We start from the raw sequence: 22,270 nt of genomic DNA on the forward strand, positions 1-22,270 counted from the left end.
GAGATTATGTATTAATTAATAAGTTTAACTAACACAATTCAAATTTATGGAAATTAATTTTATCAATGCCCGATCTTTCACTCGAAGTCGGCTACTACTATTTATTATGAGAGCATTTATTTTTCTATTATGCACTACCGTTTTTAGTTTCAACACTGTTGATAGTTATTCACAGCAGAAAATTAAAATCAAAAAAGACATGGAAATGTCTATAGATGAGGTCTTCAAGGTTGTAAGTAAGCAATCTAAATTTAGTTTCTTATATCCACAAGAACTATTTAAAGATGCTCCTAAAGTTAATTTAAAAGAAGGTGAAATTTTATTGAATCAACTACTTACCAACATTTTTTCTAATGGTGATACTTCGTTCAGGTTATCAGAGAATAATGTTATTATTGTCGAAAAAAGTGATCCGAAACAGCTTAACGAACTTAAAAATCAAAAGATTCCAATTTCGGGTACCGTACTTGATCAAAGCGGTGAACCTCTGCCTGGGGCAAGTATTGTTGAAAAAGGGACTCTTAATGGTGTTCAAACAGATTTTGATGGTAAGTTTTCTTTAGATGTTAAAGATGCCAATGCAATCTTAGAAATTTCTTTTGTTGGATTTGAAACTAAAGAAATAGTAGTTAAAAACCAGACTGAACTCACAATTACACTTTTGGAATCTACAGCAAATCTTGATGAAGTAGTCATTGTTGGTTATGGTACACGTAAAAAATCAACTGTAACATCAGCAGTTGCACAAATAGACGCTGAGGTTTTCGAAGACAGATCTATTGCAAGTGTAACTCAAGGTTTACAAGGGGCTGTATCAGGGCTTGTAATTACTAATTCTCAAAGTGGAGGTGAACCAGGAGCTCAACAAAACATCAACATCAGAGGATTATTAACGAGTACAGGTAATGATGGTGGAGCTAATGGTAATATAGTAAATTCGGAACCTTTAGTACTTATAGATGGTGCGGTAATGAATATAAATGACATTAACCCTGAAGACATTGAAACGGTTTCAGTGCTAAAAGATGCAGCTTCAGCTGCTATTTATGGTTCTAGAGCTGCCGGTGGTGCAATTCTAATAACCACTAAAAGTGGTAAAAACATGAAAGGTGGTATGAAAGTTAACTATTCTAACAGCTTCTCCCTTTCATCCCCTACTCAATGGCCACAACAATCTGACGCAGTAACATATGCTCATGTAATGAATGATTCAAGGTTTAATATGACTGGCCAAGAAAATTGGTATTTTTCAGAAGAAGCTATAGGATGGATACAACAAAATTTAGATAACCCAGGTAGTGCACCTACAACACTTAGCAAAAACAATGATACCGATTGGGTTGTAAATAGTGGAGGTCTTGGTGGTAGTGCAGCAACCGACTGGAAAGATTTTCTATTTAAAGATTATGCAAAAAAATCTAAGCACAACCTAAGTTTTAGAGGTGGTGATGAAAAACTAAATTATTACATATCGGCAGGAGTTTACTCAGAAGATGGTTTATTTGATGTTGCAGAAAATACTTTTGACAGATATAATTTAGATGCAAAAATAGCTTCATCACCTAATAAATGGTTAAAGTTCGAACTTTTAACTAAATTACAAAGAAGTGATGCCGAGTTCCCATGGGATCCTGGTTTTGGTAGAGGTCGAGTATTTGATCAATTATCAAAACTAAAACCTACTATGCCTATTGTAGACCCTACTTGGGGAGAGCCGATGCCAGCTGCTTATTACCCGCGTTGGCAACATTCTAGTGAAGTGAATACAAGCAACCAATTGGTCTTACTCCCTAGAGTTGTTATAGAACCGCTTAAAGATTGGTTTATTAACTTAGAATACAACTATAGAACAAATAATAATAAAACGGTATTTTCTTCTACACAATATGAATCGAAACGTCCAAATGGTGAATCTAAAGTAGAAATTTCGAGAGATCAAACACTAATTAGACCTCGATTGTCTACAAATGACTATTGGTCTCCTAATTTATATTCCAGTTATAGTAAATCCATTGGTGGTCATAATTTTGACGCTACCGTAGGGTATCAAAGTGAACGTTATAATGTATACAATTTAAACGCAGATGCAGCTGGCGTATTATCAGATGAGGTTCCATCAATATCTACTGCTGTAGGTGAGCAAACGGTTACAGATGTGATAACGCATTGGTCAACGGAGAGTGTATTTGGTAGAATAGGATATAATTATAAAGAAAAATACATTGCAAGAGTAACTTACCGTAGAGATGGTACATCAAGGTTTGAACCTGATAACAGGTGGGCTGGATTTCCTTCTTTTGAATTAGGATATAACGTTGCAAAAGAAAACTTTTGGCCAATTGAAGACATTAGTATGTTTAAGTTAAGAGCTAGTAAAGGGTCTCTTGGAAATCAGAATGTTGGGCTCTATGGATATATTACAGGAATCCCTGTAGGCCTTGGTTCTTTTCTATTTAATGGAGAAAGAGAATATACGGCTAACGTACAATCAACACTTCCAAATGATAACCTAACATGGGAAACCGTAAAAACAACCGATGTTGGAATTGATATTTTAGCATTAAATAACAAACTAGGTTTCTCTTTTGATTGGTTTCGTTCAGATATTACAGATTTGGCAACTGGAGGACCCTCGTTACCAGCTGTGCTAGGAACAGCAGATGGAGCACTTCCTTTAGTAAACGGTGGTGTTGCACGAACTCAAGGATGGGAGACCGAAATATCTTGGAAACAATCATTAGGAGACTTTAATTATAACATTAGAGTTTCACTTACTGATTATAAACAAACCATTGTAGAATTCGATAATGCAACAGCATTACTTAATGATCGTTTTGCAGGAAAAGATCTTGGAGATATATGGGGTTTTACTTGGGATGGCTGGTTTGAAAGTGATGAACAAGCAGCTGAACAAACAGCACTTGTAAGCCAAAAATGGCATAGTCCATGGTCTTATAAAGAAGGTGATACTAGATATGCCAATTTAAATGGTGATGATGCTATTGACATTGGTGATAATACAGTAGATGATCATGGCGATTTATCTGTAATAGGAAACACGACGCCGAGATACCAATATGGAATTGCACTTGGTGCTAGCTACAAAGGTCTAGACTTTAATATGTTTGTACAAGGGGTAGGAAAAAGAGATATTAATCCTATTCAAAGTAATTATAAGAAGCAATTCTTAGGACCAGCACAAGGGCCATTCCATTCTAATGTGTATGAAGAGCATTTAGATTATTATAGACCAGAAAATACCACAAGTCCTCTAGGTCCAAATACAGATTCGTATTTTGCTAGACCTTATGCACAGAATGGTGGTAGAAATAATAAAAATACCAAATCTGCAGTTGACCATTATTTACAGAATGGTGCCTATGCTAGATTAAAAACTGTACAACTTGGATTTACAATTCCTAAAAATATAACAGAAAAATATAAGATTGATAGATTTAGAATCTTTGTTACAGGAGAAAACCTCTTAACAGTATCAGATCTTTTATTTTATGATCCTGAATCCGTTAGAGGTACTTTTAGTGGAGGTTCTTCTTATCCTTTATCAAAAACCATTTCGGCAGGAATTAATGTTTCATTTTAAAATTTAATTTATACTAATTATGAAAAAAATAATTTATATTCTAACAATATGCTCGGCAATCTTAATGGTGTCGTGTGACGATGATATATTGGAAAGAACTCCCCTAGATGAAATATCAGAGCCAGCATTCTGGAAATCAGGAAGTGATTTAGAGTTGTATACAAACTCTTTTTATAATAAGCTACCCGGATGGTCTGGTGTAGGTTTTGGTAGTGCTCAAATGCCTGATACAGGTACAGATTTCGGGTTGGGAACAGGTGCAGGATCTAGATTAAATGGCACTCAAGGCATCCCTGACGAGGCTAACAGATCACTTTGGAGTTGGGATGAAATAAGGCAAGCAAATTATTTTGCATCAAATGTTGATAAAGCTGTGGGTGAAGAGGCCAATATTAATCAATTTAAAGGCGAAGGATTATTCTTTAGAGCCTACTTTTATTATGATTTATTAAAAAAATATGGAGCCGTTCCTATTTATAAAGAGTATTTTGATAATTTAGATACAGATGCTTTATATAGAGCTAGATCACCAAGAAATGAAGTAGCTGATTTTATACTTGCTGACCTTGATATGGCTATTTCATTACTTAAAACAAAAGCTAGTCTAAGTCAGCCTCGTGTAAGTAAAGAAGCAGCTCAATTACTAAAAGCCACAATTGCACTTTACGAAGGTACCTGGGAAAAATATCACAATGGAACTGCCTTTGGTGTCCCAGGCTCTGACGGTACTGCTTATTTGGAACAAGCTGCCGATGCCGCTAAAGACCTTATAGATGGAGGCACAAGAAGCTTACATTCTAGCTATAACGGTTTGTTTAACCAAACGAACCTGAGTGCTAATAACGAAATTATTCTTTGGAAACAATATGATTTTGTTGGTTTAGGAAATTCTTTTGGTAACGATGCTCAAGTTTTTTGGCCAAATAAATATTCTTATGCATTAGATGCTATTCGCAGTTATTTATGTATAGATGGTTTGCCTACAGCTATAAGTACACTACCTACAACTGATACTGAGCTAGCAAACATTGAGACAAATAGAGATCCAAGACTTGCTGAAACGCTTATGGTTCCAGGAGATGTAGTTCGTGTTAATATTGATAACTCTATAGTCTCTTGGACAGCACCAAATATAAGTGAGAGTGTTGGTGCCTATGAGGGTCAAAAATATAGAATTCCAGAATTAGATGCTACTACGGGTAATTTCACAAGAAATACAGCTAAAATTCTTATGAGATATGGTGAAGCCTTACTTATTTATGCTGAAGCTAAAGCAGAATTAGGAACCATAACGCAAGGGGATTTAGATATCTCTATCAATGCATTACGTGAAAGAGCCGGTTTTGATTTTATTGCTAATCCAACTGCTAAACTTACTTTAGCACCCGTTACAGACCCAAATTGGCCAGATTATGGTCATACTATATCACCTATTATTCAAGAAGTACGAAGAGAAAGAGTTGTAGAGTTAATGAATGAAGGCTTTAGATTGGATGACTTAATGCGTTGGGGGGCTCATAAGCTTTTTGTTGGCAAAAGACCAAAAGGTGCTTATTTTGAGACTCTGATATCGGATGTTTCAGGATCTCAAGATGTTGATGAAAATGGTTACCTTGATCCATATGCTGGGTCTATGCCAGAAGGTTTTGGCTTTATTCCAGAGCGAGATTATTTACTCGCTATACCTGCAGAAGAATTAGTACTTAATACAAACCTAACTCAAAATCCAGGTTGGGAACAATAATAAAAAAGAGAATTATTTGAGTTTGATATAAGAGGGAAAATGTAAAAGTTTTCCCTTTTATTTTTTCTTGTCAAAAGAAACAGAAGGGTTTAAAATATGACATGTACTGTATATTGATACATACTTCTTTACTGCATTTTAAGTTAATATTTTCTTTTTAATCAGAAATTAAGTTTCAGATAGTTTAAATACAATTTATAAAAATCCTTTTTTTTATCTACTTTATGAAGTTATTGGTCGAAAAGAAGCTCACAGAGATAAAGAATTCAATATTTTTAGGGTAGTCTTTTAAAGAAGCTTTTTTTTTGAGAGTTTGTTTGAAAAATTAATTCATAGAGCATCTTATTTTTTAATCAATATAGATTCTAAAATGTTTTATTCATGTTTTAGTGTGGCGATTACTTTTAGAAGCAATGTAAAAAAGGACTTTTTTAAGAACTAAAGTTCATATTTATAATGAGTAATGATCAAACATTTTTACCATTAAAGTTTGAATAATTCTGTTGTTTAAATTTGTAAAAATAAAATAGTATTAAATTAACCTTTCCAATGAAAAAGATAACTTTTTTTATGTTTTTGATACTTATAACTTCCGGTTATGCTCAAGAAACAGTTAATTATTTAGAAGAATCTGAGACGGATTTTAGTAAAAGAATGCAATGGTTTAATGATGCTAAATATGGAATGTTTATCCATTTTGGATTGTACAGTCAGCTTGGAGGTATTTACAAAGGTAATGACGAAGGTAGATATGCGGAGTGGATTCAAGGGAATCAAAATATTCCTCAAGAAGAATATGTTAAGTTACTAAATACATGGAACCCTAAAGATTTTAATGCTGATAAGATTGTGAAATTGGCAAAAAAAGCTGGAATGAAGTATTTAGTAGTAACCACCAAACATCATGAAGGATTTTGTTTGTGGGATTCTAAATATACCGATTTTGATATAGCAAATACGCCTATGAAAGGGCGTGATTTTGTTCAAGAATTAGCCGATGCATGTAAAAAACAAGGGATTGTTTTTGGAACTTATTATAGTATTACAGATTGGCACCAAGGTGCACAATATGTAAAAGAAGGTAAAGATTGGGGTTGGGGAATGACGAAAATGCATGAAGGTAAAAAAGAAGAATATGTTCAATATTTAAAAAATCAAATAAAGGAATTAATTGAGAATTACGATACCAATATTATTTGGTTTGATGGAGATTGGGTAGATTGGTGGACTTTAGAAGATGGAGATGATTTGTATCAATACATCAGAGAATTGAAACCAAGTATTATTATTAATAATCGTGTTTCCAAAAGAAAAATTTTCAAAAAAGATTTCGGAACACCAGAGCAATTTCATTTAGAAGATAAAGTCGATTACTATTGGGAAGCATGTTATACTATGAATGATTCTTGGGGTTTCAAAATAAAAGATACAGATTGGAAAAGCCCACAAGAAGTTTATGAAAAATTAAAAGATATCAATGGTAAAGGGGGTAATTTTTTATTAAATGTTGGTCCTGACGGCGATGGTAATGTACCCAAAGAGTCTGCAAAAATTTTATTGGAAGTAGGTAAGATGTTGGCAAAAGAAGAAAAGAAATAAAAATATGGTGATGAACAAAAATATAGTGTACTGTTTGGTTCTTTTAGGCATATTGGCATCAGGGTGTAAAGAAGTAAAACCCGAACAAAAAGAAGCTGAAAAACCAAACATACTTTTTCTTTTTACCGATGATCAACGTGCGGGAACTATAGGAGCAATGAATCAGTATGATGTTCAGACGCCGAACATGGATAAATTGGTAAAAATGGGAACTTCATTTACCAATTCATATATTTTAGGAGGAGCAACTGCAGCGGTGTGTTCACCGAGTAGAGCCATGTTAATGACGGGTCGTTATTTTTTTAATATCGAACCCAATGTTTATGCACAATTTGCATTCCCTAAAGAAGAACGAGGAAAAAGCGATTTATTAACTTTTCCTGAATATTTTAAATCAAATGGATATGAAACATTTGCAACAGGAAAGCAACACAATGGTGAAATTTGGTTAGAACGTGGTTTTAATCAAATTAAGTCTGCTTTTTTAGGAGGGATGACCACTCATTTTGGAACAAAAGTAAAAGATTATACTCCAGAAAAAGGCTGGTCTAAACCCTATCAGAATAAAGAAAAATTTAGTAGCGAGCTATTTGCTGATGCAGCTGTAGGTTTTTTAGAAAATTATAAAAATGAAGATCCATTTTTAATGTATGTTTCTTTTACTGCACCACATGATCCACGTACAGCTCCAGAGGAGTTTCATGATATGTATCCACCTAAAGATATAACTGTACCTGATAACTTTATGCCAAAGCATCCTTTTGAAATTGCAGATGATAGAATTAGAGATGAAATGTTGGCACCCTTTCCAAGAACAGAAGCTAGAGTTCAAAAAGAGATATCAGATTACTATGCGATGATTACTGCTACTGATGCACAGATAGGCAGAGTTCTAAAGGCATTGGAAGCCTCTGGGAAAGCGGATAATACCATAATTGTATTTGCGGGTGATAATGGATTGGCATTAGGGCAACATGGCTTATTAGGTAAACAAAACGTTTATGAGCATAGCGTTGGTGTTCCCTTAATCTTTAGTGGACCCACTATTCCAAAAAATGTAAAGAATAATGCTTTAGTGTATTTACATGATGTGTTTCCAACGTTATGTGGATTAACTGGACTTAATATTCCTGAATCTATTGAAACGGAAGATTTAACGCCAATATTAAAAGGGGAAAAGAAAGAAGTAAGAAATAGTATGTTATATGCTTACAATTCTTGGCCTGGAGATTTATTAAATAAAAACAGCACGCATAATCCGGGTGGTGGCCATAGAGCAGTTAGAAAAGGCAATTTTAAACTCATTGTAAGTGCAAAACACGACGTTTTTACCTACCAATTATTTGATTTGTCAAAAGACCCATGGGAACTTAATAATTTATCAGAAATAGCAGGTTTTGCAGCGGTTAAAAAAGAGTTATTGGATGAATTACAAAAACTAATTACAGAGATAGGAGACCCTGCACAATTAGATAAAAAGGAGTTTGGACTCTACGATAATCCTGAAGCGTATAATTTTAAAAAATAATTCATCATGAGGGTTCTTATTTTAGATAATGGAAATTTTAAAATTGCGGATCAAAAGACGGTTGTTTTCAACTTATTTTTTACAATTCTATTTTTTTTACTATTCACTAATGTAACAATTGCACAAGAAAAGGAATTATCTTGGGATGAACTAGCAAGCCAATATGAATGCCCTGATTGGTTTAGAGACGCCAAATTCGGTATTTGGTTTCATTGGGGCCCCCAAAGTGTTCCTGAGCAAGGTGGCGGCTGGTATGCCAGACATATGTACATGAAAGATGTTGGGCGTCAGAAGTTTGGTAAAATGGCAAATCCATATCATTTACAAACATATGGTCACCCATCAGAATTTGGTTTTAAAGATATTATAAATGCTTGGAAAGCTGAAAAATTTGACGCCGAAGCTCTTATTAAATATTCAAAAAAAAATGGTGCAAAATATATTGTAGCCCTAGCCAATCACCACGATCATTTTGATTTATTTAATTCATCACATCATCCATGGAATGCGGTAAATATGGGGCCTAAAAAAGATATTATAAAAGCTTTTGCTGATGCTACAAGAGCCGAGGGTATGAAGTTTGGAGTAACCAGTCATGATAATCGATTTTTAAATTGGTGGTTGCCTGCTTTTGGAGCTGATGAAAGTGGAGCATACAAAGATGTGCCTTATGATGGTAGATTAACCAAAGAAGACGGAAAAGGTAAGTGGTGGGAAGGTTATGATCCCGCTGATTTATATGGTCCAATTCCTGAAAATAGAACACCAGAGATTGTAGAGAAAATAAAACAGAATTGGGAAGAACGACATTTAGAATTAGTGAATAAGTACAAGCCAGATATTTTGTATTACGACGGCTTTAATTTTACTTATGGAGAACACGGTAAGGCCGTAAGTGCTAAAATGTATAATAACAGTTTAAAAGAAAAAGGAAAGATTGATGCTGTTATGTTACTAAAAGCCCCTGTTCCAGGTACGGTTACAGAAGTTGAGAGTGGCGGAAGTAATACTTTAAGAGCAACACCTTGGCAATCTGAAATTACATTTACCGATTGGTTTTACAAAAAAGACCGACACTTAACCCATAATGCTCGAACCATTTTAGAAATGCTAATTGAAGCGGTTAGCAAAAATGGAAATTTGTTATTGAATATTGAGTTAAACCCTGAAGGAACTATACCGCCAGAACAAGAAGTTATCATTAACATCGTAGGCGATTGGTTAAAGGTAAATGGAGAGGCTATTTATGGAACAAGACCATGGAAAGTTTATGGCGACGGTAAAAGTGTGCGTGGAGAATCAGAAACGACTAGTGGTGGAGAAATAAGAAATGCAGGTGATGATATTGTTGAAAAGAAAAAAACAGCAGAACATTATAATCAGCGAACTACTGCTTCACCAGAATATGCTTCTGATGAGGTTCGATTTACTAAAAAGGGTAATAATTTATATATTTTGATTATGAATCCAACAAAAGGCGAACTAATAATTCCGACCTTTGGGTTAAAGAATGAAATGGGTCCTGGTAAGCTGAAAAAGCTTTACCGATTAGATACAAAAACAAAAGTAAAGTTTGTGCAAACAGATGAGCACACCACCATAACAATTCCAACTATTAACGGAAGAAGTTATCCAATAGTTTTAAAAGTTTTTTTATAATTTAGATATGAAAAAGTTACATTTTTTTTGGTTCTTACTATTACAATTTTATGTAAACGTAAGTTTTGGTCAGCAAAACGAATTTCCATTTGAAGATGCATCATTAAGTATTGATTTTAGAGTAGATGATCTTGTTTCTAGATTGACATTAGAAGAAAAAGTTTCTCAAATGATGAATAAGTCACCAGAAATCAAAAGACTTCATATTCCTGAATATGAATGGTGGAATGAATGTTTACATGGTGTGGCTCGAGCAGGTAAAGCAACTGTGTTTCCGCAAGCTATTGGTTTAGCAGCAACTTTTGATACCGACTTAATTTATCGTTCAGCATCTGTAATTTCAGATGAAGCAAGAGCTAAGCACCATGAAGCATTAAAAAATAATGATTTTGGTAGATATAAGGGGCTCACATACTGGACACCAAATATTAATATTTTTAGAGACCCACGTTGGGGTAGAGGCCAAGAAACTTATGGAGAGGATCCTTATTTAACAGCTCGTATGGGAGTCAATTTTGTAAAAGGCATGCAAGGAGACGATTCCAAATATTTAAAGCTAGTGGCAACACCGAAGCATTTTGCGGTTCATAGCGGACCAGAACCTGAAAGACATTTTTTTGATGCAACAACAACAAAACGAGATTTATACGATACCTATTTACCCGCTTTTGAAGCCTGTATTGTAGAAGGAAAAGCCTATTCTGTTATGGCCGCATATAATAGATATATGGGAAAACCTTGTTGTGCGAGTCATCAATTGTTAGATGATATTTTAAGAAAAGATTGGGGTTTTAAAGGTTATGTAGTTTCCGATTGTAATGCAATACGCGATATTCATGACTATCATAACTATGTAGATTCTAAAGAAGAAGCTGCCGCTGTTGCTGTAAAAGCGGGTTGCGATTTAAACTGTGGGTCTCGTTATAAATACTTAATAAACGCAGTTGCAGTAGGAGATATAACCGAGGATGAAATAAATATTTCGGTAAAAAGACTATTTAAAGCACGTTTTAAATTGGGGATGTTTGATCCCGAGGAGCTTTTGCCTTATGCGAGTATACCTACAAGTGTCGTGAGTTCTGATAAGCATAGAAAATTAGCACTAGAAACGGCTAGAAAGTCCATCGTTTTATTAAAAAATGAAAACGAAACATTACCACTTAAAAAAGATCTGAAATCTATTGCTGTTATTGGTCCAAATGCTAATAATTTAGATGTCTTATTGGGAAATTATAATGGATTTCCTTCTCAATATTTTACACCTTTAGAAGGGATTAAGAATAAAATTTCTAAAAACACTAAATTGTTTTATGAGTCGGGTTGCGAGTTAATATCTAATGAATCTTCACTGACTTTAATTCCTTCAAAACATTTAAGTTTTAAGAACAAAGTAGGTTTACAGGCCAATTATTTTGATAATACCGATTTATCGGGTAAACCCATCCAAACAAGATTAGAAGAGACCATAAATTCAAATTGGAATTCGGAACCAGTAAAAGGATTAAATGAAGATAATTTTTCAATTCAATATACAGGGAATATCCAAGTAAATACTTCTGGAGAATATACTTTTGCCTTACGCAGTGACAATGGGTATAAATTAATTATTGATGGAAAGGTGCTTATTGATAATTGGAACAAACCAACACGCAAAAGGTTAAAAGAAAAAATAGTCTTAGAGAAAGGAAAAAAGCACCAAATTACTGTCGAATATTATCACAATAAGAACTCTGCTATATTAGAATTAATGTGGATGTCTCCAGGTAAAACTTCATTTGAAAAAGCAATTGAACTAGCTGAAAAAGCTGAAGTTATAGTTTTTGTTGGAGGTATTTCACCAAAGGTAGAAGGAGAACAAATGCCAGTGAATTCAACGGGTTTTGATGGTGGTGATAAGACAAATATTGAATTGCCAAACGTGCAAAAAGAACTTTTAAAAGCATTGCATGCTACAGGTAAACCGGTTATTTTAGTTTTATTAAATGGAAGTGCTTTAGCAATTAATTGGGAAGATGAAAATCTACCCGCCATAGTTGAAGCATGGTATCCTGGCGAACTTGGAGGAACTGCCATAGCTGACGTTCTTTTTGGTGACTATAACCCCTCAGGTAGGCTTCCAATTACCTTTTATAAATCTATAAAAGACTTGCCTCCATTTGTAAATTATAGTATGAAAGGCAGAACATACAGGTATTTTAAAGGTAATCCGCTATATCCTTTTGGATATGGATTAAGTTATTCTCAATTTAAATATAAAAATTTAAAATTATCTGATCAAAAAATAAAAGCAGAAGAATCAACATCTATACGTGTCGACATTACTAATATTGGTAAATTTAAAGGAGATGAGGTTGTTCAATTGTATATAAAAGATTTGGAAAGTAATGAAGTAAGACCTTTAAAAAGCCTTCGAGGGATTAAGAGAGTTTCATTAAATCCTGAAGAAACAATTCAAGTAAATTTCACCATTAAACGAGAAGATTTATCATTTTATGACTTTGAAAAAAGCAAGCAAGTTGTAGAACCAGGGTTATACCAAATTGGAATAGGAAAATCATCGGAAGATTTTATATACATAAATTTAGAAGTAATAAATTAAAATTAAAACCAAATGCAAAAAAGAAGAATATTTTATTTAGGAATACTGACACTGTCTCTATTTATTTTAACAATTAGCTGTAAAAATAAAACAGAACCTAAACAAGAAAAGAAAGATACACGTCCAAATATTTTATATATAATGGCTGACGATCATACATCACAAGCTTGGGGTGTTTATGATGGTATTTTAAAGGACTATGTTCATACACCAAATATTCAACGCTTAGCAGAAGAAGGAACGGTTTTGGATAATTGTTTGGTCTCTAATTCTATTTGTACACCAAGTAGAGCAACCATATTAACAGGGCAATATAGTCATGTAAATGGTGTCACCACATTAGGTGCAGGTTTACCTACAGAGCATCCAACTATTGCAGGAGTAATGCAACGTGGTGGTTATCAAACTTCAGTTATTGGTAAATGGCACATGAAGCAAGAACCTACAGATGAGTTCGATTTTTATATGGTTTTACCAGGACAAGGAAGGTATTGGGATCCTATATTAAAAACGAAAGAAAATTGGAAAGACTATATGGAAGGTGGCAAACCATATGAAGGGTTTAGTACGGATGTTATTGCAGATAAAACTATTGATTGGATTCAAAATAGAGATACTACAAAACCTTTTATAACCATGTGTCACTTTAAAGCAACACATGAACCTTTTGATTACCCGGAACGTTTTAGTCATTTATATAGAGATGAAGACATTCCTGTTCCAAGTACATTTTACGATAAAGGAGCAGAAACAACAGGGCGATCATTTAAAGGACAGTCGGTAGATAATTTGAAAAAGAGATATTTATTAGCTTCAAAAGATCCAGATAATGTGCCAGGTTATATGAAGTATCCCGAATTACCCTTTACTGTTGATGGTTTAAATAATGATGAAGCACGTTATAAAACGTACCAAAAATATGTAAAAGACTTTATGCGTTGTGGAGCGGCTATTGATGATAATATTGGAAAGCTATTAAAGTATCTTGACGAATCAGGGTTAGCAGAAAATACGATTGTAATTTACACTGCAGATCAGGGGTATTTTTTAGGAGAACATGGTTGGTTTGACAAACGATTGATTTATGAAGAATCAATACATATGCCTTTTGTTATTCGATATCCAAAAGAAATTCCTGCTGGTGCTCGAAATTCTGATCTTATTGAAAATGCGGATTTCTCAGCATTATTTGCAGATTATGCAGGTCTTGAATATCCAGAAACAATGCAAGGGCATAGCTTCCGAGAAAACTTAAAAGGGAATACACCGAAAGATTGGCGTAAATATGGATACTATCGTTATTGGGACCATTCAATTGACCGTCCAGGGCATTTTGGTATTAGAGGTCAACGTTATAAACTGGCTTTTTATTACGGAAATGGGCTTAAAGAAAACGGGTACACTAAAGAAAATCAACCTAAAAAATATTGGGATTTCTTTGACTTAGAGAAAGATCCTAAGGAGACTCATAATGCCTACAAAGATGCTGAATATCAAGAAATCATAAAAGAAATGAAAGTAGAAATTATGAAGCAACGAGAAGCTTTAGGAGATACCGATCCTGATAATCAGGAAATTCATGATATTATAAAAGCACACTGGAATGATTAATATACCGAAGAATGTAAAATTTTTGATAGTGGGTGTTTGCAGCTATTTGTTTTTTAATACAGCTCAATCACAAGAACAGTTGAAGTTATACTACGAGAGTCCTGCCGAAAAATGGACAGAAGCTTTGCCTATAGGTAACGGTAGTTTAGGAGCCATGATTTACGGTAATGTATCTCAAGAACATATTCAGTTTAATGAAGAAACATTGTGGGCTGGAAAACCACATGATTATGCTCATAAAGGTGCCTATAAATATTTAGGAGAAATAAGACAATTATTGACTGATGGCAAACAAAGAGAAGCTCAAGATTTAGGGAATAAAGAATTTATGAGTGTGCCTTTGAAGCAAATTCATTATCAACCATTTGGTGATGTATATATTGATTTTCCAGGCCATGAAAAATATTCGGAGTATGCTAGAGAATTAGATCTTAACAATGCGGTTAGTAAAGTTTCGTACAAGGTTAATGATGTAATCTACAAACGCGAAGTACTTTCTAGTTATCCAGATCAAGTTATTACAATTAATTTAACGGCAAGTGAATCAAAAGCACTGAATTTTAGTATTTGGTTAGATGCAATTCATGAAGAAAAGCAAGTTACCACAAGTGCAAATTCGCAAACGTTGGAAGTTCACGTAAAGGATGGTGTTTTAAGAGGGGTATCAACTATAAAAGTAAAAACTGATGGTAAAATAGAATCAAAAAATGGAAAGCTTTCAATTGCAAATGCATCAAGAGCTACGATCTATCTAGCAGCGGCAACCAATTATAAAAACTTTAAAGATGTTTCGGGAAATCCTCAAGAGCTCGTAAAGGAGACGTTGGAAAAAGTTGAGACTAAAAAGTATAAAAAAGTAAAAGATACGCACATCAAAGATTATCAATCTTTATTTAATCGTTTTCAGATCGATTTTGGTGATAATGGAAAATCTAAAGAGGTAACTAATAAACGAATTTTTGATTTTTGGAAGAACCCAAGCGATCCTCAACTACTTTCTTTGTATGTTCAATATGGTCGTTATTTAATGATTGCAAGTAGCCGTCCTGGTACTAAACCTCCAACGTTACAAGGATTATGGAATGATAAATTGAGACCACCTTGGTTTAGTAGTTATACGACGAATATAAATTTAGAAATGAATTATTGGCAAGTAGAAATTGCGAATCTAAGTGAATGTCATGAACCTCTGTTTGATTTTATCAAAGACATATCAATTACGGGAAAAAATGTTGCTAAAGAGCATTATGATGCAAATGGATGGATTGTTCATCACAACGTTGATATTTGGCGTGGTGCAGCACCTGTAAATAATGCGAACCATGGCCTTTGGCTTGGAGGAAGTGGGTGGCTTGCTTCACATATTTGGGAACATTATTTGTTTACCCAAGATGAGGCTTTTTTAAGAGAATACTATCCAATCTTAAAGGATGCAGCACTTTTTTATAAGGATTTTCTTTATAAAGATCCAAAAACAGGATATTTAATTAGTTCTCCATCAAATTCTCCGGAAATAGGGGGTATGGTAGCTGGCCCTACAATGGATCATCAAATAATAAGAGCTTTGTTTAAAAGTGTTATTGAAGCATCTACTATTTTAAATACGGATCAAGAGTTTTCAAAAAAACTCCAAGTCATGATTCCTAAAATTGCACCTAATAAAATTGGAAAACACGGACAATTACAAGAATGGTTAGAAGATAAAGATGACCCCGAATCGCATCACAGACATGTTTCCCATTTATGGGCAGTATATCCTGGTAGCGAAATTAATTATGAAGAAACACCGGAATTGATGAAGGCAGCAAAACAGTCATTAGAGTTTCGCGGTGATAACGGAACAGGGTGGAGTTTGGCATGGAAAGTAAATTTCTGGTCTAGATTTAAAGATGGAAACAGAGCCTACAAATTATTAGGCGTTTTATTAAGTCCTGCAGAAATACCAGAAAGAAAAATTAGTGGAGGCTCATATCCAAATTTATTTGATGCACATCCGCCATTTCAAATAGATGGTAATTTTGGAGCCGCAGCAGGGATTATTGAAATGTTGATACAAAGTCATTTGGGTAAAATAGAATTATTACCCGCATTACCAGATGCATTACCTAAAGGAGCTATTTCTGGTGTTGTGGCAAGAGGTGGGTTTGAGTTAGATTTCAAATGGGAGAACTCCCTTTTACAAGAGGTAATTGTTACCTCAAAAAAAGGTTCAAAATGTAAGTTACAATACAAAGATAAGCTTATTGAATTTGACACTAAAGTTGGAAAAAAGTATACGTTTGACGGTATGCTAAACGCAAAATAAATAAAATAGTATGCAATATAATAAGGTTTTAATAGGGGTGTTAATTATCCTTTTTAGTAATAATTTTCCCGTTATCGCACAAAAAGATTCGTCTAAACCGAATGTCATCATATTTTTTACTGATGATCAAGGGTATCAAGATGTTGGTGCTTTTGGCTCTCCTTTAATAAAAACGCCAAACCTAGATAAAATGGCTGATGAGGGTATAAAATTCACAGATTTTTACTCGGCATCTTCTGTTTGTTCTCCATCGCGAGCGGCTTTGCTTACGGGTTCTTATCCACCTCGAGTTGGTGTGCCTAAAGTGTTATGGCCAAATTTAGATGGGGGATTGTCAAATCAAGAACTTACTATTGCCGATATGCTTAAAACAAAAGGATATAATACAGCTTGTATTGGAAAATGGCATCTTGGAGATCAATCACAATACTTACCAACTACACAAGGGTTTGATTCTTATTATGGTATTCCTTTTAGTAACGATATGTCTGTGAATCCAGAATCAAAGGTTTCAGAAGATATCCTCTTTAGAGAAGGTATGACAATTGATAGCCTTCGTGAGCAAAAATGGAGAGGAAGAAAAGTGCCATTAATGAAGCAAGATGAGGTTATAGAATATCCTGTAGATCAAACAACGCTTACAAAAAGATACACAGAAAGTGCCATTGACTTTATTACAGAAAATAAAGACAAACCATTTTTCTTGTATGTTGCCCAAACCATGCCACATATTCCATTATATGCTTCACCAGATTTTAAAGGAAAAAGTGCAAGAGGTTTATATGGGGATGTTATTGAAGAAATTGATTGGAGCATGGGAAGAATATTAGAAACCTTAGAAAAACTAAATATTGATGAAAATACGTTGGTAATTTTCACTTCAGACAATGGTCCTTGGAATTTAAAAGATGGACAAGGAGGAAGTGCATTACCATTGAGAGGTTTTAAATTTGAAACCTACGAAGGTGGTATGCGTGTGCCTATGATTGCCAAATGGAAAGGTAAAATAAAAGCAGGGGCTGTCACTGAAGAAATAGCTTCAACAATTGATATACTACCTACATTGGCTTATTTGACGGGAGCTGAGCTTTCTGAAAAACCAATTGATGGTAAAAATATATGGAAATTATTATCTGGTAAAAAATCAAAGTCGCCTCATAAAAACAAGGGGTTTTATTATTATTCAGAAACGACACTACAAGCTGTCAGAAAAGGAGATTGGAAGTTACGTATTGTTAAGGATAAAGTAGAATTGTTCAACCTAAGAACCGACATTTCAGAAAGTAAAAATGTAGCGTTATCAAACCCTAAGATTGTAAAAAAATTGCAAAAAATGATGGATAAGTTTGATGCAGATTTAAAAGAAAACCAACATCAGTTTAATTAAAAAATAGCAAAGCTTGAAAAATATAAATCACTTTATAAAAGTTGTAACGGTAATAGTTCTTATTATAAGTTCTTTGTCGTTTTCTGATAAGAAAAAACCACCTTATAAAAATTCTAAATTATCAGTTGAGGAGCGTGTAAGTGATTTACTTAGCAGAATGACGTTGGAAGAAAAGTTCTGGCAAATGTTTATGATTCCTGGTGATTTAAGTGATGGTAAAGAAAAATATAAACATGGTGTTTTTGGTTTTCAAGTATCTTCAAAAGGGAAAAAAGATAATATTGCTGAACAAATGATGGACTATGGTTCTTCCGGTAGTGCAGAACAAATGGCCAATAAAATAAATGAAATTCAACATTATTTTTTGGATGAAACGCGTTTAGGAATACCAATAATTCCTTTTAATGAAGCCTTACATGGTTTAGCCCGAGACGGAGCTACCACTTTTCCACAAGCAATAGCCTTAGCAGCAACTTGGGATACTACATTAGTTAGTGATGTTGCTCGTGCCATAACAAAAGAAACCAAAACGAGAGGTATTCGTCAAATACTATCTCCAGTATTAAACATTGCCCGTGATGTTCGTTGGGGCCGTACAGAAGAAACCTATGGAGAAGATCCATATTTAACTTCGCAAATGGGATTGTCATTTATCAGTCAGTTTGAAAAGGAAGGAGTAATAACCACACCAAAACATTTTGTTGCTAACGTTGGTGCAGGTGGAAGAGATAGTTATCCCATTAGTTTTAATGAACGTTTGTTAGAAGAAATCTATTTCCCTGCATTTAAAACTGTTTTTCAAAAAGGAGGAGCAAGATCAGTTATGACCTCATATAATTCTTTAGATGGCACGCCATGTACCTCTAATGAATGGTTATTACGTAAAAAATTAAAAGAAGAATGGGGATTTAAAGGTTTTGTAATATCAGATGCAGGTGCTACAGGTGGAGCTAATGTATTGCATTTTACGGCAAAAAATTATGCTGAAGCAACCGAAGATGCTGTCGAAGCAGGATTGGACGTGATGTTTCAAACCAGTTATAATCATTATCCATTATTTTGGGAAGCTTATAAAACAGGAATGGTAGATATTCATGCTATTGATGAAGCAGTAAGCAGAATTTTAACGGCTAAGTTTGAATTGGGTTTATTTGAAAATCCATATGTGGACGCTAAAGAAGCTGCCAAATGGAATGGACATAAAAATCATAGAGAATTAGCAAAAATTGCGGCTTATAAATCAATGGTTTTATTGAAAAATGAAAATGAGATTTTACCGATAAATAAATCAACTAAAAAAGTAGCACTTATAGGTTACGATGTAAAAGCAGGACGTTTAGGAGGGTACAGTGGACCGGGAAATAACATTATTTCTATGTATGATGGTGTTGTAAATAAAATAGGCAAGGATCATGTTTTATATGCTCCCGGAGTTTCATTAAAAGCTGAAAAGCACAAGGCTATACCATCAGATTATTTGTCAACAACAGATGAGAAAGGCAACATAAGTAATGGATTAAAAGGTGCTTATTTTGATAATATTAAATTAAGTGGCACTCCAAAAGTTGAGCGTATAGACAAGCAAATTAAGTTTGGATGGACACTGTTTTCGCCACATGAAGATTTACCTTACGATTGGTTTTCAGTACGATGGACAGGTAAATTAAAAGCTCCAAAAACAGGAGATTTTAATATAGGAATTGAAGGTAATGATGGCTATCGTCTTTATTTAGATGGAAAATTGATTATTGATAACTGGCAAAAACAATCCTATAATTCTATCACAAAGGCATTCTCATTCGAAAAAGGAAAAGAATATGATATAAAAATTGAGTTTTATGAATCTGCCGGTAATGCAAAATTCAATCTGGTTTGGGATGCTTTTGTTGAAAATAAATGGGAACAACAAATAGTTGATGCCGTTGATATAGCTAAAAAAAGTGAAGTTGCCGTTGTGGTTGCTGGTATCCATGAAGGAGAATTTCAAGACCGTGCATTATTGGCACTTCCTGGTCATCAAGAAGAATTAATAAAAGCCGTAGTGGCAACAGGTAAACCAACAGTTGTGGTATTGGTAGGAGGTAGTGCAATAACCATGGCAAATTGGAAACAAGATGTTGACGGTATATTAATGGCATGGTATTCAGGAGAAAATGGAGGAAATGGATTTGCAGATATCTTATTTGGTGATGAAAATCCAGCAGGACGCTTACCGATAACTTTTCCTGTAGATGAGGCACAATGCCCATTGTATTATAATAATAAGCCAACAGGTAGAGGTGATAACTATCATAACCTAACAGGGCAACCTTTGTTTCCTTTTGGTTTCGGATTAAGTTATACGTCTTTCGAATATTCCGATTTAAAGTTTAGCAAAAATAATATTCAGCCTGAAGACAGCGTAAATATTACATGTACGGTAAAGAATGTTGGTAAAACAAATGGAGATGAAGTGGTTCAGTTATATATCCGTGATGAACTCGCTTCTGTAGCACGCCCAATAAAAGAATTGAAAGGATTTCAGCGTATTTCTTTAAAAGCAGGAGAAGATCAAAAGGTGACTTTTCAATTAGGGCCAGAAGAATTATCAATGTTAGATAAAGATTTAAAGAGATTAGTTGAATCTGGAGATTTTAGAATAATGATAGGAGCATCATCAAAAGATATTCGCCTAAGAGGAATATTAAACGTAAAATAATTAGTCATGAAATGAGCCATAATATCTAAATAGTAATACTACCAAGATGTTTAATGGCGAATTACATCTGACAATAAAAAAACAATAAAATTAAACAGATGAAAGTATTAAAATTAACCATTATTGCCGTTGTACTAACATGTTTTTCATGTAAACAAGAATCTAAAATTCAAGTAGACTGGGTAAGTTCTACAAACGATAAGCTTTGGGAAACCGAAACATATACAGGTATAACCGAAGCAGGTTTACCAAAAATCAATATTAATTTAGATATCACTAAAACACAACAAACTGTTGATGGATTTGGAGGTTGTTTCAACGAATTAGGTTGGGAGGCTTTAGGTATGATAACCTCTGTGGAAAAACAGCAAATTTTAAATGATTTATTTGATACTGAAAATGGATGTAAATTCAATATTTGTCGAATGCCAATTGGTGCAAACGATTATGCTGTAAATTGGTATAGCCTTAACGAAACTCCAGAAGATTTTACAATGAAAAACTTCTCTATTGATCGTGATAAAAAGCGATTGATTCCATACATAAAAGAAGCTCAAAAAATAAATCCTGAAATCGAAGTTTGGGCGTCACCTTGGTGTCCGCCATCTTGGATGAAACATAGTAAACATTATGCTTGTAAAGCGAATCCTGAAGTTAATGATTTGCCCTTAGAATTAAGTTCAACAGAAGAGTTGGTTTCACGCTTTATTATGGAACCAGAATATTTGGAGGCATATGCACTATACTTTTCAAAATTTGTAAAAGCATATCAAAAAGAAGGAATAGATATCAGTGCGGTTCATGTACAAAACGAACCTAATTCAGCTCAGAATTTTCCATCATGCGTATGGAAACCTCAAGATTTAGGAATTTTTATTGCGGATTATTTAGGTCCAAAATTTGAAGCAGAAAATTTAGATACTGACATTTGGTTGGGTACTATTGAACGTCCACAAATAGAACGTGTAAATGATGTTTTAGAATATAAGAACACTAAAGATTACGTTACAGGTGTTGGTTTTCAATGGGCAGGTAAAGGGGCCATAAAAGAGGTGCATGCTCAATACCCAGAAATGCAAATGATGCAAACAGAAACGGAGTGTGGTGATGGTTCTAATGATTGGAAAGCGGCAGAACATACCTTCGATTTAATGAAACATTATTTTGAAAATGGTGCAAATTCTTATATGTATTGGAATATGGTTTTAGATGAAACTGGAAAAAGCCAATGGGGATGGAAACAAAACTCTATGATTTCAATTGACAGTAAAACAAGAGCGATTGTTTACAATCCTGAATTTTATTTAATGAAACATTTAAGTGCCTATGTAAAACCTGGTTCTGTAAAGTTAGCAGCAAGTGGCGATGATAATCACACGATAGCTTTTTACAATGAGTCTGAAAACAATATAGTATTGCTTACTTATAACGATAAGGATAGCATGCAAGCGTTGAATGTAACTTTAGGTGAAGAAGTAATAACGGCATCTGTAGATGCTAAATCTTTTAACACATTAATTGTTCAAATTTAATAGAAAT

11 protein-coding genes are annotated in these 22,270 nt (G+C 34.0%); all 11 read left to right on the forward strand.

All coding sequences use genetic code 11. From position 1 onward, the window contains the following. Positions 1–106: 106 nt before the first annotated feature. The 11 genes from D3P13_RS15385 (at position 107) to D3P13_RS15435 (ending at position 22,263) form a co-directional block, all read left to right on the forward strand. Positions 107–3,601 (forward strand): SusC/RagA family TonB-linked outer membrane protein, encoded by a 3,495-nt coding sequence (locus tag D3P13_RS15385; protein ID WP_157972936.1) that lies wholly within the window; start codon positions 107–109, stop codon positions 3,599–3,601. Positions 3,602–3,620: 19 nt separating this feature from the next. Continuing rightward, on the forward strand, positions 3,621–5,345 hold the full coding sequence (locus D3P13_RS15390; protein ID WP_117883768.1) for a RagB/SusD family nutrient uptake outer membrane protein: 1,725 nt from the start codon (positions 3,621–3,623) through the stop codon (positions 5,343–5,345). A 549-nt stretch (positions 5,346–5,894) separates the two neighbouring features. Next, positions 5,895–6,944: an alpha-L-fucosidase gene (locus D3P13_RS15395; protein WP_117883769.1), complete on the forward strand. Its 1,050-nt coding sequence runs from the start codon at positions 5,895–5,897 to the stop codon at positions 6,942–6,944. 10 nt (positions 6,945–6,954) lie between these two features. Then, complete coding sequence (locus D3P13_RS15400) at positions 6,955–8,472, forward strand: sulfatase-like hydrolase/transferase (RefSeq protein WP_198680045.1); 1,518 nt, start codon at positions 6,955–6,957, stop codon at positions 8,470–8,472. Between the two features lie 6 nt (positions 8,473–8,478). After that, the gene (locus D3P13_RS15405; protein ID WP_117883771.1) at positions 8,479–10,131 is read left to right on the forward strand and encodes an alpha-L-fucosidase; all 1,653 of its coding nucleotides are present in this window, start codon (positions 8,479–8,481) and stop codon (positions 10,129–10,131) included. Between the two features lie 7 nt (positions 10,132–10,138). Continuing rightward, the gene (locus D3P13_RS15410) at positions 10,139–12,730 is read left to right on the forward strand and encodes a glycoside hydrolase family 3 C-terminal domain-containing protein (RefSeq protein WP_117883772.1); all 2,592 of its coding nucleotides are present in this window, start codon (positions 10,139–10,141) and stop codon (positions 12,728–12,730) included. A 12-nt stretch (positions 12,731–12,742) separates the two neighbouring features. Next, on the forward strand, positions 12,743–14,341 hold the full coding sequence (locus D3P13_RS15415) for a sulfatase family protein (protein ID WP_117883773.1): 1,599 nt from the start codon (positions 12,743–12,745) through the stop codon (positions 14,339–14,341). Next, on the forward strand, positions 14,334–16,646 hold the full coding sequence (locus D3P13_RS15420) for a glycoside hydrolase family 95 protein (protein ID WP_117883774.1): 2,313 nt from the start codon (positions 14,334–14,336) through the stop codon (positions 16,644–16,646). Before D3P13_RS15415 ends, D3P13_RS15420 begins: the two co-directional genes overlap by 8 nt. Positions 16,647–16,656: 10 nt before the next feature. Next, complete coding sequence (locus D3P13_RS15425) at positions 16,657–18,033, forward strand: sulfatase family protein (protein ID WP_117883775.1); 1,377 nt, start codon at positions 16,657–16,659, stop codon at positions 18,031–18,033. Positions 18,034–18,046: 13 nt separating this feature from the next. Then, positions 18,047–20,731, forward strand: coding sequence for a glycoside hydrolase family 3 N-terminal domain-containing protein (locus D3P13_RS15430; protein ID WP_232829216.1), 2,685 nt, complete (start codon positions 18,047–18,049; stop codon positions 20,729–20,731). A 98-nt stretch (positions 20,732–20,829) separates the two neighbouring features. Beyond that, entirely contained in the window at positions 20,830–22,263 is a 1,434-nt protein-coding gene (locus D3P13_RS15435; protein ID WP_117883776.1) for a glycoside hydrolase family 30 protein, read from the forward strand. The last annotated feature ends 7 nt before the right edge of the window (positions 22,264–22,270 follow it).

The organism is Aureibaculum luteum (assembly GCF_003449015.1).
In the GTDB taxonomy this organism is placed as follows: Bacteria; Bacteroidota; Bacteroidia; order Flavobacteriales; family Flavobacteriaceae; genus Aureibaculum; species Aureibaculum luteum.

Excerpts from the sequence above, each read along its gene's own strand:
- D3P13_RS15385 (WP_157972936.1), top strand. The coding sequence starts at position 107 with ATGAGAGCATTTATTTTTCTATTATGCACTACCGTTTTTAGTTTCAAC.
- D3P13_RS15390 (WP_117883768.1), top strand. The coding sequence starts at position 3,621 with ATGAAAAAAATAATTTATATTCTAACAATATGCTCGGCAATCTTAATG.
- D3P13_RS15395 (WP_117883769.1), top strand. The coding sequence starts at position 5,895 with ATGAAAAAGATAACTTTTTTTATGTTTTTGATACTTATAACTTCCGGT.
- D3P13_RS15400 (WP_198680045.1), top strand. The coding sequence starts at position 6,955 with ATGAACAAAAATATAGTGTACTGTTTGGTTCTTTTAGGCATATTGGCA.
- D3P13_RS15405 (WP_117883771.1), top strand. The coding sequence starts at position 8,479 with ATGAGGGTTCTTATTTTAGATAATGGAAATTTTAAAATTGCGGATCAA.
- D3P13_RS15410 (WP_117883772.1), top strand. The coding sequence starts at position 10,139 with ATGAAAAAGTTACATTTTTTTTGGTTCTTACTATTACAATTTTATGTA.
- D3P13_RS15415 (WP_117883773.1), top strand. The coding sequence starts at position 12,743 with ATGCAAAAAAGAAGAATATTTTATTTAGGAATACTGACACTGTCTCTA.
- D3P13_RS15420 (WP_117883774.1), top strand. The coding sequence starts at position 14,334 with ATGATTAATATACCGAAGAATGTAAAATTTTTGATAGTGGGTGTTTGC.
- D3P13_RS15425 (WP_117883775.1), top strand. The coding sequence starts at position 16,657 with ATGCAATATAATAAGGTTTTAATAGGGGTGTTAATTATCCTTTTTAGT.
- D3P13_RS15435 (WP_117883776.1), top strand. The coding sequence starts at position 20,830 with ATGAAAGTATTAAAATTAACCATTATTGCCGTTGTACTAACATGTTTT.